This is a genomic window from Citricoccus muralis (assembly GCF_029637705.1).
Classification (GTDB): Bacteria; Actinomycetota; Actinomycetes; order Actinomycetales; family Micrococcaceae; genus CmP2.
Genome location: NZ_CP121252.1, coordinates 1,928,227 through 1,943,240 on the forward strand (window position 1 = coordinate 1,928,227; position 15,014 = coordinate 1,943,240).

Genomic DNA, 15,014 nt, shown 5'->3' on the forward strand with positions numbered 1-15,014 from the left:
GTAGGCTGGTTCAGGTCAGGTCTTTGGTCTCCATGAGGCGGGCGACGGCATCGATGAATGTCTCCCCGCGGTGCGCATAGGACCTGAATTGGTCCATGGACGCCGCTGCGGGTGCCAGCAAGACAACGTCGCCGGGCACGGTGAGGGCGTCGGCTTGTCGCACGGCAGACTCCATCGCCGCTGATCCGTCCTCAGTGTCTCCCACCTGCGCAGACTCCACGGGGATCTGCGGTGCGTGTCGTGCCAGGCTCTCAGCCAATTCTGAGGAGTCTCGGCCGATGAGCACGACGGCGCGCAACCGATGTCCGTGTGCCTGGATGAGCGGGTTGTAGTCCACGCCCTTCGGCAATCCGCCGGCAATCCAGACCACAGAGGTGAAGGACCCGAGTGCGGCAGCGGCTGCGTGCGGGTTCGTGGCTTTCGAATCGTTGATCCACAGCACATCATCCGCTTTGGCGACGAGCTGCAGCCGGTGGTCTCCGCCGTCGTAATGGCGCAGCCCTTCACGCACGGCCTCAGCGGGCACATCGAGGGCGCGCACCAGGGCGGCCGCGGCCAGCGCATTGGCGACCTGATGTCGTGGCGCCAGGGTTCCGATGTCGGCGATGCTGGCCAGTTCTAGGGCCTGGCTCGCGCGGTCTCGAATATAGGCTCGGTCCACCAGCAGATCGTCAACCACCCCGACCATGGAGCGTCTCGGAGTGTCGGTCGTGAAGGAGATGGCCCGGCATCCCTCTTGCACATCGGCGTTTTCCACCATGCGCATGGTCACGGGCTCCTGCTCGTTGAAGACGCAGGCCAGCCGGGTGTGTTCGTAGATTTTGGCCTTGTCCGCGGCGTAGGCCTCGAAGCTGCCGTGCCAGTCCACGTGGTCTTCGGCCAGGTTGAGCACCGCGGAGGCGGTGGGTTCGATGTGGTGGGTCCAGTGCAGCTGGAAGCTGGAGAGCTCGACCGCCAGCACATCGTAGGGTTCCGGACGGCGCAGGGCGTCCAGCAAGGGAGTGCCGACATTACCGCAGGCCACGGCCTCGAGGCCCGCGGCGCGGAGCATGGACTCGACCATGGTGACGGTGGTGGTCTTGCCGTTGGTTCCGGTGAGCACGATCCATTCGGCGGTCTTCTTGCCCCCACGCGTGCGCACCCGCCAGGCCAGTTCGACGTCGCCCCAAATCGGGATACCGAGATCGGCGGCTTCGCGCAGCACCGGCTGATCGGGACGCCAGCCGGGCGAGGTCACCACCAGGTCCAGTGGTGCTTCGACGGCACTGGCCAGACCGGCGACGGCTTCGGGGCCGAGACGCACGGTGCAGCCCAGGATCCGCAGGGTGTCTGCTTTCGCTTGGTTTTCCGGACCTTCGTTGCCGTCGACGACGGTGACGACGGCGCCGAGTTCGGCCAGGGTGTCGGCCACCGAGAATCCGGTGACGCCCAGGCCGGTGACCAGCACCTGCAGTCCGGACCAGTCGGCATCCCAGCTGGTCAAGTGGTCGAGGTTGGTTCCGGTGGCGGCGGGAACTGCGGTCACTGGTGCAGCACCCACTCACCGTAGAACAGGGCGATGCCGGCCATCACGCAGACCAGGCCGATGAGCCAGAAGCGCACCACCACGGTGACCTCCGCCCAACCTTTGAGCTCGAAATGGTGCTGCAGTGGAGCCATGAGGAACACGCGCTTGCCACCGGAGAGCTTAAAGTAGCCGACCTGGATGATCACGGAGGCGGCGATGGCGACCATGAGGCCGGCCAGCACCACGAGCAGGATCTCGGTGCGGGTGAAAATGGCGAAACCGGCCAGAGCGCCGCCGAGTGCCAGGGAGCCGGTGTCGCCCATGAAGATCTTGGCCGGGGAGGTGTTCCACCACAGGAACCCGATCAGCGAACCGGTGAGGATGGCGGCCAGCAGGGCCAAGTCCATGGGGTCGCGCACCACGTAGCACCCGGCGTCGGCTCCGGCGGTGCCGCACATCTGATTCAGCTGGAACAGGGAGATCAGACCGAAGGCGGCCGTCACCATGGCGGTGGCACCGGTGGCGAGACCGTCGAGGCCGTCGGTGAGGTTCACGGCGTTCGTCGTCGCTGTGGTGATCAGGTTGGACCAGATGACGAACAGAATCATGCCCAACACTGGCCCGGCGAAGGCCAGGTCGATGGGGGTGTCGCGGACGAAGGAGATCGCGGTGGAGGCCGGGGTGAGCCCGTTACTGTCGGGGAAGTTCAGGGCGAGCACGGCGAAGGTGATACCGACGACCGCCTGCAGCACGATTTTCGCCCAGGCAGTCAGACCTAGAGAGCGCTGCTTGGAGATCTTGGTGAAGTCGTCCAGGAAGCCGACCAGCCCCATACCGGCGGTCAGCATCAGCAACAACAGGCCGGTGGCGGTGGGGCCGGGGTTGGCCAGTCCCATCGCGGACATGATCAGGTGTGTCAGGAAGTAGACGACGACCATGGTGAGTACGATGACGGCGCCGCCCATGGTGGGGGTGCCACGCTTCGTCTTGTGCGTGGTGGGGCCGTCGTCGCGAATGAACTGGCCGTAGCCCTTCTTCACAAGCAGGCGGATGAACAGCGGCGTGCCCACCATGGTGAGCACGAGCGCCATGACGGCGCCGATCAGCAGTCCGATCATGAGGTTTCCTCCTGCGGTGCGGTGAGGTGGTCGGCCAGCTTCCAGACCCCGGTTGAGTGCGAGCCCTTCAGGAAAACGATATCGCCGGGTGCGAGCCGGTCATCCAGCAGTGCTTTCGCCTCATCGAGGCTGCGCACATGCTCGGCTTCGTCCCCCCAGGAGCCTTCCATGACTGCACCCGTGTAAAGCGCGCGGGCACCATCACCGACGACGACGAGCTGGTCAATATTGAGGCGGACGACAGTTTCGCCGAGCAGGATGTGTTCGCGGGAGTGAGCGTCGCCGAGTTCCAACATCTCCCCCAGCACCGCCCAGGTGCGGCGTCCGGTGTTGCGACCGAGCATGGCCAGGGTTTTCAGGCCGGCCCGCATGGACTCTGGGTTGGCGTTGTAGGCGTCGTCAATGACGGTGATGCCGTCAGCGCGATCGGTGCGGGCCATTCGGTGAGCGGAGCTAGCACCGGCGGTCGAGAGCGTTTCGGCGATGGCCTCCAGCGGCATGCCGACGGCGTGGGCGGCCGCGGCAGCGGCGGCGACGTTGGCGGCGTGATGAATGCCGACCAGCTGGGAGCGAACCGGGGCACCGGAAACATCCTCGTTCTGGTGCAGGCGAAGCTCGCAGACGGGGTGTTCCATCTCATCGGTGTGCAGCGCGTGGGTCTCGATGAGGAAGCTGCCCGCGGCCAGGTTCGGGTCGAGGTGGTTCAGCGTGGAGGTGGTGAACCAACTGACCGGTGCGGAAGACCGAGACTGCATGGCGGCGACGGCGGAGTCGTCGCGGTTGAGCACAGCCACCCCGTTGGAGGGCAGCGCTTCAACGAGCTCGCCCTTGGTGCGCGCGATGTTGTCGACCCCGCCAAAGCTACCGGCGTGGGCGGTGCCGACCATGAGCACGACGCCGATGTCGGGTCGGACCATCTCCGCGAGTGCGGCGATGTTTCCGACGTGATCGGCCCCCATTTCGACGATGAGGTAACGGGTGTCCAGGGCGGCACCGAAAACGGTGAGGGGCACCCCGACTTCTCCGTTGTAGGAGCCACGCGGTGCGATGGTGGGACCCTGGGTGGACAGCAGCGTAGCCAGCAGGTCTTTGGTAGTGGTCTTGCCGGCGGAACCGGTGATACCGATGACGGTGGTGGGTGAATGTGCCCGGATACGGCGTACGACGTCCGCAGCGAGCAGGCCCATGGCGGTGACGACGTCGTCAACCAGAATGTGGGGCGCGTCGGTGGGGCGCTGGGTCAGCACCAGGGTGGCTCCGGCGGTGCGGGCGGCGTTGATGAAATCGTGTCCGTCGGCGTGCTCACCCGGTTTCGCCAGGAACAAGGTGCCGGCGGTGACTTCACGCGAATCCGTGGTCGCCGAGGTCACCACGATGCCGGGGTCCGCTTCGAGACGGCCACCGGTGGCGTCGGCGATCTGGGCTGCGTTGAGTTCAATCATGACTTGTTGAGAATACCGTCATCGGGGCCGGTGGTGGTGGAGGCCGGAGGCGTCGTGATCCATCCGTGATGTGACAAGGCACGACGCAGCTCGACACGATCATCCAGCGGGACCGGATCCCCGGCGACGTCTTGGATGGTCTCGTGACCTCGTCCGGCGACGAGAATCACATCGTCGGCGTCGGCCATGGCTACTGCAGCCTCGATCGCCTCAGCGCGCGGGGCGATTTCGAGCACCTCGATGTGACGCTCTCCGATGGCAGTCAGTTCCTGCTGTACCTCGATCGCACCGGCCCTGACTTGCTGGCGGATCGGGGCGGGGTCCTCGTGGTGGGGGTCATCGTCGGTCACGATGATCACATCGGCGCCCCGGGCTGCCACCGCGCCCATGATGGGCCGCTTGCTGACGTCGCGTTCCCCGGTGGCCCCGAAAACGAGGATGGTGCGCCCGTCTCCGCGCACCGATTTCAGCGCCTGGGCCAGGCCATCGGCGTTGTGAGCGAAGTCGACGATGCCCGCGGGTCGTTTCGAGACGACTTCCATACGTCCGGGCACAGCGTTGTCGAAGGGCCCTGGCTCGACGGCGAGGGCGTCCAGCAGCGGACCCCATTCCTGGCGGGGGCTTCCGTGCAGCACCATCAGGGCTGCCAGCGCGGCGTTAGCCACATTGAACTCTCCGGGCAGTCCGACGCTGCTGCGCACCTCGGTGCCATCGTGGTGGCGCAGGGTGAAGCGGTGGCCGAGCCCGTGCGGGGTGAGCTCGGTGAGCGTCCAGTCGGCCTCACCCTCGCAGGCCCGTGCCGCCACCGGCCCCAGGTCCAGGGTGATCGTTTCGGTGCCCTGTTCGGCAGCGTGGCGGGCCATCTTCTCGCCCCAATGCTCGGGTTCGTCGGTCGCGTTCAGAGTGATGACGGCGGTGTCGCAGCGTTGCGGGTCGAACAGCGCGGCTTTGGTCTCGAAGTATTCCTGCATGGATCCGTGCAGGTCCAGGTGGTCCTGGGTCAGATTGGTGAATCCGGCCACGTGGTAGCGCAGTCCGGCAATCCGCCGATAACTAATGGAGTGTGAGGAGACCTCCATGGCTACCGCGCTGATGCCATCCTGTTGCATGGACATCAGCAGTGCGTGAAGTTCGGGGGCTTCCGGGGTGGTGAACTCGGAGGGGACCACTCGTTCTTTCGCGCGGATCTCGATGGTGCCGATCAGCCCGGTGTGCTGGGTTTTATCCAGCAGGGCGCGCATGAAGTAAGTGGTGGTGGTCTTTCCGTTGGTGCCCGTCACCCCGTAGAGCTGGGCTGCGTCGTCGCTGCGGTAGATTCTCGACGACGCCGCACCGAGGGCTCCTCGCACATCGGTTACCACAATCGCGGGCAACCCCACGCCGTCGGCGGCGAGTCGGGCGGCACCCCGGGCATCAGTGAGGACCGCCCGGGCGCCCGATGCTGCCGCCACGCGGGCATAGTCGGCACCGTGATGCTGGGCGCCGCTCACCCCGACGTACAGGTCCCCGTCGATGACCTTGCGCGAATCCATGGCGATGCCGGTGACGTGCGCGTCCTCGGGGCCGACGCGCTGTGCCGGGTAGCCCTCGGCGTCGAGATGTTCGGCCAGCTCGGTCACGCTGACCGGGGCGACCTGTGCGGGGCGGAACCCGCTCCGCACGTTCACCAGGCCCTCTTCTGTGGGTCTTCGGTGAAGGCGTCGTAGCTTTCGGACTCGGCGTCGTTCGGGGGCACGTTGTACTTGTTCAGCACGTACGACATCACCTGGGAGGCAGTGTCGGTGACTTTCCAGTCCCGCCAGTTGCCTTGGGGACGGTAGACGGAGACGGTGACGATGTATTCCGGGTCATCGAGCGGGGCGACCATGGTGAACGAGGTGGTGTGCCCGTCGTAGCCGCCCACCCCAGCAGCCTGCCCGGTACCGGTTTTACCGCCCACCCGGTATCCAGCGATCTGTGCTGGCTGGGCGGTTCCGTGGTCGACGACGCCTTCCATCAGCTTCAGCATCTCCGCCGCGGTCTCCTCGGAGATCACCCGGGTGCCCTCTTCCGGCTCGACTTCGTGTTCGGTACCGTCTTCGTCTAGGAGCGCTTTGATGAGCCGCGGCGAGTTCATGACACCGCCGTTGGCGATGGCCTGAGTCATCTGGGCGGTGTGCAACACGGTCTGGGAGTAGCCCTGACCGAAGGTGGTGGTGAACTGCTGGCGGCCGTCCCAGTCTTCCCAGTCAGCGAGGGTGCCGGAGGCCGCGTAGGGCAGTCCGATGCCAATGGCGGAGCCAATTCCGAAGCGCTCGAGGTACTCGTGTCGGGTCTCTTTGTCCTGGGTGAGCGCCACCTGCACGGTTCCGGTGTTGTACGACCGGGCAAAGATACCGGCGGTGGTCATGTCGTAGGTGGAGTGCTCCATCGAGTCGTTGATGATCTGCCCGCTGAATTCTTCCGAGTTGGGCACGGTCCAGCCCTGTTCCGGCGTCACCGATCCTTCTTCCAACGCCATGGCGAAGGTGGGGATTTTGCCGGTCGAACCGGGTTCGAAAGCCTGGGTAACGGATAGCGGCCGCCAGAATTTGGAGTCGGTCTCGTTCGGCTGGGCAGGATCCACCGTGGTGGAATCGGCCATCGCGACAATGTCGCCGGTCTTCGCTTCGAGCACCGTCATCGCGGCCCATTCGGCGTTGTATTCGTTCGCTTTGGCGGCGATGGCTTCCTGGGCGAACCACTGGACGTCCTGGTCGATGGTGAGCTGCAGGTCCTGCCCGTTGACGGCGGGGGTCTCTGAGAAGGAGGCGTTGGGAATGCGCACTCCGTCGGCGGAGATCTCGAAGAGCCGCTCCCCTGCGGTTCCGGTGAGGTGCTCGTTCTGACTCAGTTCGAGACCTTCCAGAGGCTCGCCCTCGGATCCGAGGAATCCCAGGATGGAACCGGCGATGGCACCGTTGGGGTACGTGCGTTCACTGACCTGCTGGCTGATCAGTCCGGGGATTTTGATCGCCATGGCGTCGTTTTTTACCGCGGGAGTGACGTTACGGGTGACCACACGATAGGGACGGTCGCCCACCATCAGGGCGCGCAGTTCGGAGACCTCGATATTGAGGACCTCGGAGAGTTCGGCCAGTGCGTCGTCCAATTCGACGTCGTCGAAGCCGCCCTTTTCGTTGTTCCAGACGGTGTAGTCCTTGACCAGCCGCTGGTCCACCACCAGATCGTAGCGCTGCACCGATTCGGCGAGAACCCGACCTTCCGTGTCGAGAATCGATCCGCGCTCAGGTGCAAGCTCCACGGGGCGTAGGCGCTGATTCATGGCCTTCTCGGCGTTGCCGGCGGCGTCGACACCCTGGATGAACACGAGTCGACCCGCCAAGATCACCAGCAGCGTCAACGCCATCGCGATCCCGACGCGCAGCCTCCGCTGGGAGACTGGTGTTGAGGTCTGTGCCGCCATCGCTTGTCCTCTTTCCCGCTGCTGTGTCAGCGGTCGCCGTCGGGTGGTACCGGCTCGGACGAGTCGCTACCCGCCGAGCTGAGACATCTGCGGTGCCTGCAGCGTGCCTCCATTCAAGTCTGCCTGGCCGGAGGTCTCAGATCCGGCATTTGCGGCTGTGTCCTCGGCCGCATCCGCAGTTTCGTTCGATCCGCCAGAGGCTTCGGTGACAGGCGCTTCGACCGACGCTTCGCTGTCTGCGGCCGTTGCCTCGTCGGTTGCCGGGGCCTGTGCTGGCGTGCCCTGGCCCGAGGCCACGGTCGGCGCGCCGACAAACCCGGTGGGCTTGTTCTCCTCGGTAGCCGTGGAGGCAACACCCGTCACCGTTCCGGTTTCCAGGTCGATCGACGCGGTGGCACCAGGCAGCACCATACCCAATTCGACCGCCTTGGCGGCCACATTCTGCGGAGCCGACACGTAGGCAACTTCTTGGGCGAGTGCCTCGTTGGTCTGCGTGATTTCCTGCTGGCTGGACCGTAGCTCGACGAGCTCGTACTGCCGGTTGGAGATGGTGATGTTGACCGTCAGCACGGTGATCAGCGCCGCCAGCAGTGCCGCCACGCACGTGGAGATCATCCATTTGGGGGTGCTGCGCAGCTGGTCCGGTACCGCACGCAATGGGGCGCGCGGAGCGGAGCGCGGCGTGGGTGTGCCCACCGGCGCCGGCTGCAGCTGACGAGCGGTGGCTTCGGTGGAGTAAGCAGGCAGACGCGAGGGGATGCGGCGAGGGGAAGTGCTCATCCTGTGCTCCTTGCAGGGCGGGTGGGTCGGGTTTTCTCAATGGCGCGTACCTTGGCTGAGGCCGCGCGGGGGTTTTCGTTGATTTCGTCGTCGGTGGGCTTTTCCGTACCCCGGGTGATGACCTTCACCGTAGGCTGGTGCTCGTCCAGCTCGACGGGGAATCCGGGTGGAGCAGTGGAGACCGATTGCTCGGTAATGGCACGCTTAGTGATCTTGTCTTCCAGCGAGTGGTAGCTCATCACCACCATCCGTCCGCCGATCGTGAGGCTTTCCAGCGCCCGGGGCAGTGCATCGGTGAGCACGTCGAGTTCTTCGTTGACCTCGATGCGCAGGGCCTGGAAGGTCCGCTTTGCCGGATGGCCACCGGTGCGACCCGCGCCGGCCGGTACGGCCTGACGGATGACCTCCACGAGTTCCCCGGTGCTGCGCAGAGGCTGAGCCTCGCGTGCGTTCACAATGGCGTGGGCGATCCTGTGAGCGAATTTCTCTTCGCCGTAAGTCCGAATGATGCGCCGCAGTGCGTCGACATCGTAGGTGTTCACCACCGTGCTGGCGTCGAGGTCCGCGGTGGTATCCATCCGCATATCCAGCGGGGCGTCGTATGAGTAGGCGAAGCCGCGCTCCCGTTCATCCAGCTGAAACGACGAGACACCCAGATCGAACAGGATCCCGTCGGCACCCGTGAGTCCGTGGTGGGCCAGCGCTTCGGGAATCTGATCGTAGGTACCGTGCCAGGTCAACAGGCGACCCACCACATCGTTGGCCTCGGCGATCCGCCGCTGCGCCATCTCCAGTGCCTGCGGATCGCGGTCGATGCCGATAACGTCCGCGTCGAAACGCTGCAGTATCGCCAGACTGTGTCCGCCCATACCCAAGGTGCAGTCCACGATGACCGGACGGCGGTCAGCTTCGGTCGCCGCACCGATACCGGGCGCCAGGAGATCCAGGACGCGTTCAAGCATGACGGGTACGTGCCGCTGTGCTGCGGACGCGGACTGATCCATCCTGTTCTCCAATCTCATGCCCGTTAACCTCAGCGGATTCTTGATTCAGATCCCCATCCGCTCCGGCCCCTGGCCCAGGGGAAGGCGGGCCAGGAACCGGTGGCGGCTGGAGGTCTCAGACAAGAATCCGCGCTGTGAAGTTGTGATTAGAAGATGCCCGGAAGGACCTCTTCATCTGTTTCGGAGAACGTGTTCTCCTGCGCTTCCAGGTAGGAGTTCCAGGATTCAAGATCCCAAATCTCTGCCCTGGTGCCAGCCCCGATGACCGCCACGTCCCGGTCCAACCCGGCGTATTCACGCAGTGAGCCAGGAAGCGTCACTCGCCCCTGCTTATCGGGCATCTCATCCGAGGCGCCCGACAGGAAGACGCGAATGTAATCACGTGCCTGGCGTGAGGACAGCGGTGCTGACCTCATCTGCTCATGAACTCTTTCGAATTCACGAGCCGAGAAAACGTAGATGCAGCGCTCCTGGCCTCGAGTCAAGACCAGCCCGTTCGACAGTTCCTCGCGGAACTTCGCCGGCAGGATCAACCGGGATTTCTCATCGAGACGTGGAGTGTAGGTGCCCAAGAACATGGCCCACCGCCTCCGTCTGTATGAGGTTCCCGCAGATCCTCTGCTTCACCACCGTCCTCTACTGCCCTCCACTTTACCCCACTACCCTCCCCCGTCAAGCGAATCAGAGGGTCAACACGCGCTTTTTTCCTGTGTGCTCGATGAACATCGGGTGACGAGCTCTAAAGAATGAATGAGCCCAGATCATTGCAATCATGCGGATGTGTCGAGAAATCATTGCTTCCCAGGAACGCGAAGGGGGCCTCAGGGAGGGAAGTGGAGGGATTTTCGCGCAGTGAAGGACTGCGGAGATACCGAGCAGTCAGAAGCAGGGAAAGTTCAGCAACATCGGTGCGGATATTCCGCATGATTCCGCGGATTCCTCGTCACGAAAGCGCTGGAAAGAATCCGCGGTGGTGGAAAGTGGGGGGACTCGGTGGAGCACGGTGGGGAGGCACCTCAATCCGATCGACTGAGGAAGCATTTGGGCATAAAAAAGCGCCGATCAGCTCGATTCTTGCCCGGACGCAAGGGGCAAGACGGCAATATCGGCGCCTTTAAGTGGTGCGTGGGATCAAGTGGTCATCCCCCGGCAACAGCGGTTAGGGCTGCTGGCGACGGCGCTCTTCCCACTTCTGTTCCAGGTTGGACATGAAAGCGCTGTTCCCGGAGCCGCCCGTTGCGGGGCCAGGCTTGCGGGCAGTCGAGGACTTGAGACCCTTCGGGCGTACGGTGGCGAAGAAAACGCCGCCGACCATCATCAGGAAACCAACGATGCCGAGCCACAACTGGGAAATCGTGACGCCCCAGAGCAGCACACCAATGCCGACGACGGCGATCAGCACACCGATCACAATGTTGCGCGTGGAAAACTGCGATACCGGGCCGGCGGCCTGCATCTGGGATGCCAATTGCGGGTCTTCCATGCTCAGCTGTTCTTCAAGCTGCTCAAGGACTCGTCGCTCTTTCTCGGACAATGCCATGGCGCCCACCTCCACTTAACTCGACCACCTCAGAATGTGGTCTTAATAGACTACGTTGGCTGTCTGGGAGAATGCCAGATGCGCAGTGCGTTACGCGGCCAAACCACCAAGGAATCACCCGGTATCGCTTCACTCCGGATTTTTGGACCGTCGCTGTCGTCTCGGCAGCAGAGTTGCTGGTTGCACCATGGATCCAGGAAAACGCTGGCGCAGGTCATCGAGCACCGCATCGGTTCGTTCCCAGTCATCGGCCGGCGCTTCAACCGTTTCCACTCCCGTTTCGAACAGAGCGTCTTGAACGTCAACCAGCCCATCTCCGCGAGACACGAGCCGTTCCCCGCGGATACCCAGGAGTCGAACCGGGTGCGAGCGTTCTATCATCAGTGCTTCCAGCAACTCAGCCGCTGCCGTTTTCATCACAGCACCGGCGGCGGTGGGACGCGGCAGGCCCATCGTTCGAGTGCGAACGGCGCGACGATCATCTCGCACCTTCACGCTCAGGGCGCCGGCCAGCATGTCATCGGCGCGGAGTCGACGTGCGCATTCGAAAACCAGCGCAATCAGCTCACGGTGCAACTGATCTTCGTCCGTCACATCCGTTTCGAAAGTCTTCTCGACGCCGTGAGACTTCGCGGTCCGTTCGGTTTCGACGCCGCGCGGGTCTATGCCGCGAGCCAGTTGCACCAGCCCTGGACCGACCGACCCGATCCAACGTTGCATCCGCTCGGGTGACTGCTGCGCAAGATCGCCAATGGTGTGGATGTTTCCCGCTTCCAGCCGGTCCGCCAGCTTGGGCCCGACTCCCCAGACAGCCCGAACCGGCAGAGGTGCAAGATACAGTTGCGTCTCTTGGGGTGCCACGACGCCGAGGCCATCAGGCTTCGATCGCGTAGAGATGATCTTGGCCACGGATTTCGTCGCCGCTACCCCCACCGTGCAAGGCAGCCCCGTTCGCTGACGGACTTGGTCTTTGATTCGACGGGCAATCTCCGCAGGCGAGCCCAACCTCCGCCGCGATCCTGAGACATCAAGGAAGGCTTCGTCGATGCTGAGTTGCTCCACAAAGGGTGTCACCTCGCGAAAGACCGACATCACTTCCCGCGATGCTTCGCGATATTTCTCATGATGGGGTTCCAGTACCTTCACATTCGGGCACAGGGCTTGCGCATGCGCCAGGGGCATAGCCGAACGCACCCCATACCGGCGGGCCTCATAGGAGGCAGAGAGCACCACGGAACGGGCGCCGAGCGGGGCCACCAACGACGGAACGCCGCGCAGGTCGGGGCGCTCTCGCAGTTCGACCGATAAGAAGAAGGCATCCATATCGACATGGAGGATCACGGCGTCCCATGCCGGGTCACGATCAACGCTCTCCTCATTGGCGGGAGGTCGCTGCCGGTCACCATACTCCATACGATCCAGACTATCCCCGACCTACCGGTAGGGTGGAACCATCGCGCAGAGCACACCACTGTGAGGAGCAGCGTTGAATCAGCCCGTCCCGGCACCCAGCGAGCAGATCTACATCTCCACTATCGAAAAGCGCATGCAGGATCTGCTGTCTGAATATGCGGAACGTTGCCGCCAGATTTCTCCCGCCTCAGTCGCACTGATCGAATCGATCGCCGATCTCGTGACCTCAGGCAAGCGCCTGCGCGCCTTGTTGGCATGGTGGGGCTGGCAGGGCGCCGGAGGCGATGCCGACGATCCACGCATCATCGAAGCCGGCGTTTCACTCGAGCTGTTTCAGGCAGCGGCTTTGATTCACGACGACGTCGTCGACCGCTCCGACACCCGCCGTGGTCGGCCCAGCGTTCATCGCCGGTTCGAAGCACTACACCGAGAAAGCGACTGGACCCAAGACTCGGCGCACTTCGGGGTGGCATCAGCGGTCCTCACCGGCGATCTTGCCCTGGCGCTGAGCGAGGAAGTTTTCGCCTCCGCAGCGGATGCGACGGCCTTTGCTTCCTCCGCACGAACGGCATTCAACACGATGCGCTTCGAAGTCATGGTGGGCCAGTATCTGGACATCAAGAGCGAGGTGGATGTCCACGGCATCGATCCCGCCGAGGCGCGCTCTCTGGCCCGCACCGTGGTCGAGTACAAATCGGCCAATTATTCAGTGGTGTGGCCCCTGGCCATTGGCGCGGTGCTAGCGGGCGCCGATGAATCGACCTTGGACGGGCTGTCCCGTTTCTCCCGCCCATTGGGTATCGCATTCCAGCTACAGGACGACCTCTTGGGCGTTTTCGGGGATCCTCACCTCACCGGCAAGCCCGCTGGCGATGATCTGCGCGAAGGCAAGCGCACCGAACTGATTGCCCACGCCCTCGACCAGCTCAACGGCGACGATGCATCACGACTGACCGGCTCCCTCGGCAACCCCGACCTGACGGACGCCGATGTCGTCGAGATTCAGGATCTACTGGAATCCAGCGGCGCCCGGGCCGCACTCAGCGGCGAAGTGCGGGATTTGGGCGAACAAGCCCTGACCGCTCTGGATGCCCTGGACACCACCGATGTGGTGCGCCAGGGACTGCGCCATCTGACCGAGCGGATCTTGCAGCGCAGTACCTGACCGCCAGCCAGCGCGGCTACCAGGCCATGGCCTGAGCGCGACGACGAATTTCCGTCTTGCGCCCATCCTTCAGCGCGTCAATCGGCCGCCCGGGTAACGATGGATCCTCGGTGAACAGCCAGCGGAGGGTGGCCTCGTCGTCGAAACCAGCATCCTCCAGCACCATCACGGTGCCCTGAAGCGATTCAACGAGCCCGGTCTCGGTCAACAATTCAGCAGGCACCGAGCGGATCTGTCGATCGGTGACCTTCACGGCTATCAGCCGACGGTCCTTAACCATGTTGTGCACTTTGGTGACCACCACATCGAGCCGCTCGGCGATATCGGGGAAAGTCAGCCATTCTGAGATCAGCGCCTCCAGCGGAATCTCGGTGGAAGCATCGGTCGCGGAGTTAGTCATTCCATCATTCACAGCACCACGGTAATACAGTCGCGTCCTGCTTCCCTACTTGGCTTCAACCCGAATTTCGGCTAGTGGGTGTAATTGGCCAGGTCGCAGCAGTGATCCGACGGCATAGCGTGGTCAAAACGCGACCGAATCCACACTCAGACACGCCGCGCCACGCCGTTTTAATCAAATCGAGACCACAGGGGTTTATTTGTGACCCATCTGTCGTGTAAGTTTACAGAGGTAACAAATTCATCACACACACCACGACGCTACTCTTGTCACAACCAGCACAAGAGAACTTCCCCTGGCTCGGGTGCCTAGTCGAACGAGGAACTTTCATGTCTGTTCGCGCCCCCGGCGTCTCTCGATTGCTCAGCACTGCCGTGGCTACCTCCACCGTGCCGTTGATCGCTCTCGGATCCACCGCTGCAGCAGCTCCCGCCTCGGCTGGCGCTGTCACGACCGTGCTTCAGCCGCGCGTCGCGACTCCGAGCGCTGTTCAGGCTGCCCAAGCGCAGCTGTCTGCTCACCTGGTCCCCTCCGATCGCTTGGCGTCGGCCCTGCCCCTGTCGCTGGCTCCGACCACCAGCGTCGCCACCGCCCGCACGAATTCCTCCGCCAAGACTTACACCGTGAAGTCCGGGGACACGCTCTCCCACATCGCGGCCAAGCAGGACCTGTCGCTGTCGCGCCTGCTCGGTCTCAATGACCTGAAGTCGACGACGACAATCTTCCCGGGCGACCAGCTGAAGCTCTCCGGGTCTCCTTCCAGTTCGTCTTCGGCTTCAAGCTCGTCGAACTCCTCGTCGTCCAGCTCGTCCTCGGCCAAGACTTACACCGTGAAGTCGGGCGACACGCTTTCCCACATCGCGGCACGCAACAAGGTCAGCCTGTCGACCCTGCTCAAGGCCAATGGCCTAAAGTCGACCAGCGTGATCTACCCCGGTCAGAAGCTGAAGCTCTCGGGTAGCTCGTCCGCACCTTCCGCGAAGTCGACCAGCTCGTCCAGCTCCTCATCGTCGAACTCGTCCAGCTCCTCATCAGCCAAGACCTACACCGTGAAGTCGGGCGACACGCTTTCCCACATCGCGGCACGCAATAACGTCAGCCTGTCGACCCTGCTCAAAGCCAATGGCCTGAAGTCGTCCAGCGTGATCTACCCGGGCCAGAATCTGAAGCTGTCGGGGAGCTCGTCCGCACCCTCCGCGA

13 protein-coding genes are annotated in these 15,014 nt (G+C 63.6%); 1 reads left to right on the forward strand and 12 read right to left on the reverse strand.

The features are described 5' to 3' along the window. Positions 1-10: 10 nt before the first annotated feature. The 10 genes from murD to dinB all read right to left on the reverse strand — a co-directional run bounded on the left by murD (position 11) and on the right by dinB (position 12,249). Positions 11-1,525 carry a UDP-N-acetylmuramoyl-L-alanine--D-glutamate ligase gene (gene murD, locus P8192_RS08775; protein ID WP_278156294.1) on the reverse strand — a complete coding sequence of 505 codons (1,515 nt, stop codon included), beginning with the start codon at positions 1,523-1,525 and terminating at the stop codon, positions 11-13. Continuing rightward, entirely contained in the window at positions 1,522-2,625 is a 1,104-nt protein-coding gene (gene mraY / locus P8192_RS08780) for a phospho-N-acetylmuramoyl-pentapeptide-transferase (protein WP_270105058.1), read from the reverse strand. Before mraY ends, murD begins: the two co-directional genes overlap by 4 nt. Continuing rightward, positions 2,622-4,067, reverse strand: coding sequence for a UDP-N-acetylmuramoyl-tripeptide--D-alanyl-D-alanine ligase (locus P8192_RS08785; protein WP_278156296.1), 1,446 nt, complete (start codon positions 4,065-4,067; stop codon positions 2,622-2,624). The genes mraY and P8192_RS08785 overlap by 4 nt, the downstream gene beginning before the upstream one ends. Continuing rightward, positions 4,064-5,734, reverse strand: coding sequence for a Mur ligase family protein (locus tag P8192_RS08790; protein ID WP_278156298.1), 1,671 nt, complete (start codon positions 5,732-5,734; stop codon positions 4,064-4,066). Before P8192_RS08790 ends, P8192_RS08785 begins: the two co-directional genes overlap by 4 nt. Beyond that, on the reverse strand, positions 5,731-7,512 hold the full coding sequence (locus P8192_RS08795; RefSeq protein ID WP_278156300.1) for a peptidoglycan D,D-transpeptidase FtsI family protein: 1,782 nt from the start codon (positions 7,510-7,512) through the stop codon (positions 5,731-5,733). Before P8192_RS08795 ends, P8192_RS08790 begins: the two co-directional genes overlap by 4 nt. Positions 7,513-7,578: 66 nt before the next feature. Continuing rightward, positions 7,579-8,292, reverse strand: coding sequence for a hypothetical protein (locus P8192_RS08800; RefSeq protein ID WP_278156302.1), 714 nt, complete (start codon positions 8,290-8,292; stop codon positions 7,579-7,581). Continuing rightward, entirely contained in the window at positions 8,289-9,296 is a 1,008-nt protein-coding gene (rsmH, locus tag P8192_RS08805; RefSeq protein ID WP_278156318.1) for a 16S rRNA (cytosine(1402)-N(4))-methyltransferase RsmH, read from the reverse strand. Before rsmH ends, P8192_RS08800 begins: the two co-directional genes overlap by 4 nt. Before the next feature lie 146 nt (positions 9,297-9,442). Then, on the reverse strand, positions 9,443-9,874 hold the full coding sequence (mraZ, locus tag P8192_RS08810) for a division/cell wall cluster transcriptional repressor MraZ (protein WP_270105052.1): 432 nt from the start codon (positions 9,872-9,874) through the stop codon (positions 9,443-9,445). A gap of 581 nt (positions 9,875-10,455) precedes the next feature. Further along, positions 10,456-10,836, reverse strand: a complete 381-nt coding sequence (locus P8192_RS08815) for a DUF3040 domain-containing protein (protein WP_278156321.1) — start codon at positions 10,834-10,836, stop codon at positions 10,456-10,458. 129 nt (positions 10,837-10,965) lie between these two features. Further along, complete coding sequence (gene dinB / locus P8192_RS08820; protein WP_278156323.1) at positions 10,966-12,249, reverse strand: DNA polymerase IV; 1,284 nt, start codon at positions 12,247-12,249, stop codon at positions 10,966-10,968. Positions 12,250-12,322: 73 nt separating this feature from the next. Between dinB and P8192_RS08825 the strand changes: the two genes are divergently transcribed. Further along, positions 12,323-13,414, forward strand: a complete 1,092-nt coding sequence (locus P8192_RS08825) for a polyprenyl synthetase family protein (RefSeq protein WP_278156325.1) — start codon at positions 12,323-12,325, stop codon at positions 13,412-13,414. Positions 13,415-13,430: 16 nt separating this feature from the next. Here P8192_RS08825 and P8192_RS08830 read toward each other — a convergent pair whose 3' ends face one another. Further along, positions 13,431-13,814, reverse strand: coding sequence for an Rv2175c family DNA-binding protein (locus P8192_RS08830; RefSeq protein WP_278156327.1), 384 nt, complete (start codon positions 13,812-13,814; stop codon positions 13,431-13,433). Between the two features lie 616 nt (positions 13,815-14,430). Then, positions 14,431-14,634: a hypothetical protein gene (locus tag P8192_RS08835; RefSeq protein ID WP_278156329.1), complete on the reverse strand. Its 204-nt coding sequence runs from the start codon at positions 14,632-14,634 to the stop codon at positions 14,431-14,433. Between the last annotated feature and the right edge of the window lie 380 nt (positions 14,635-15,014).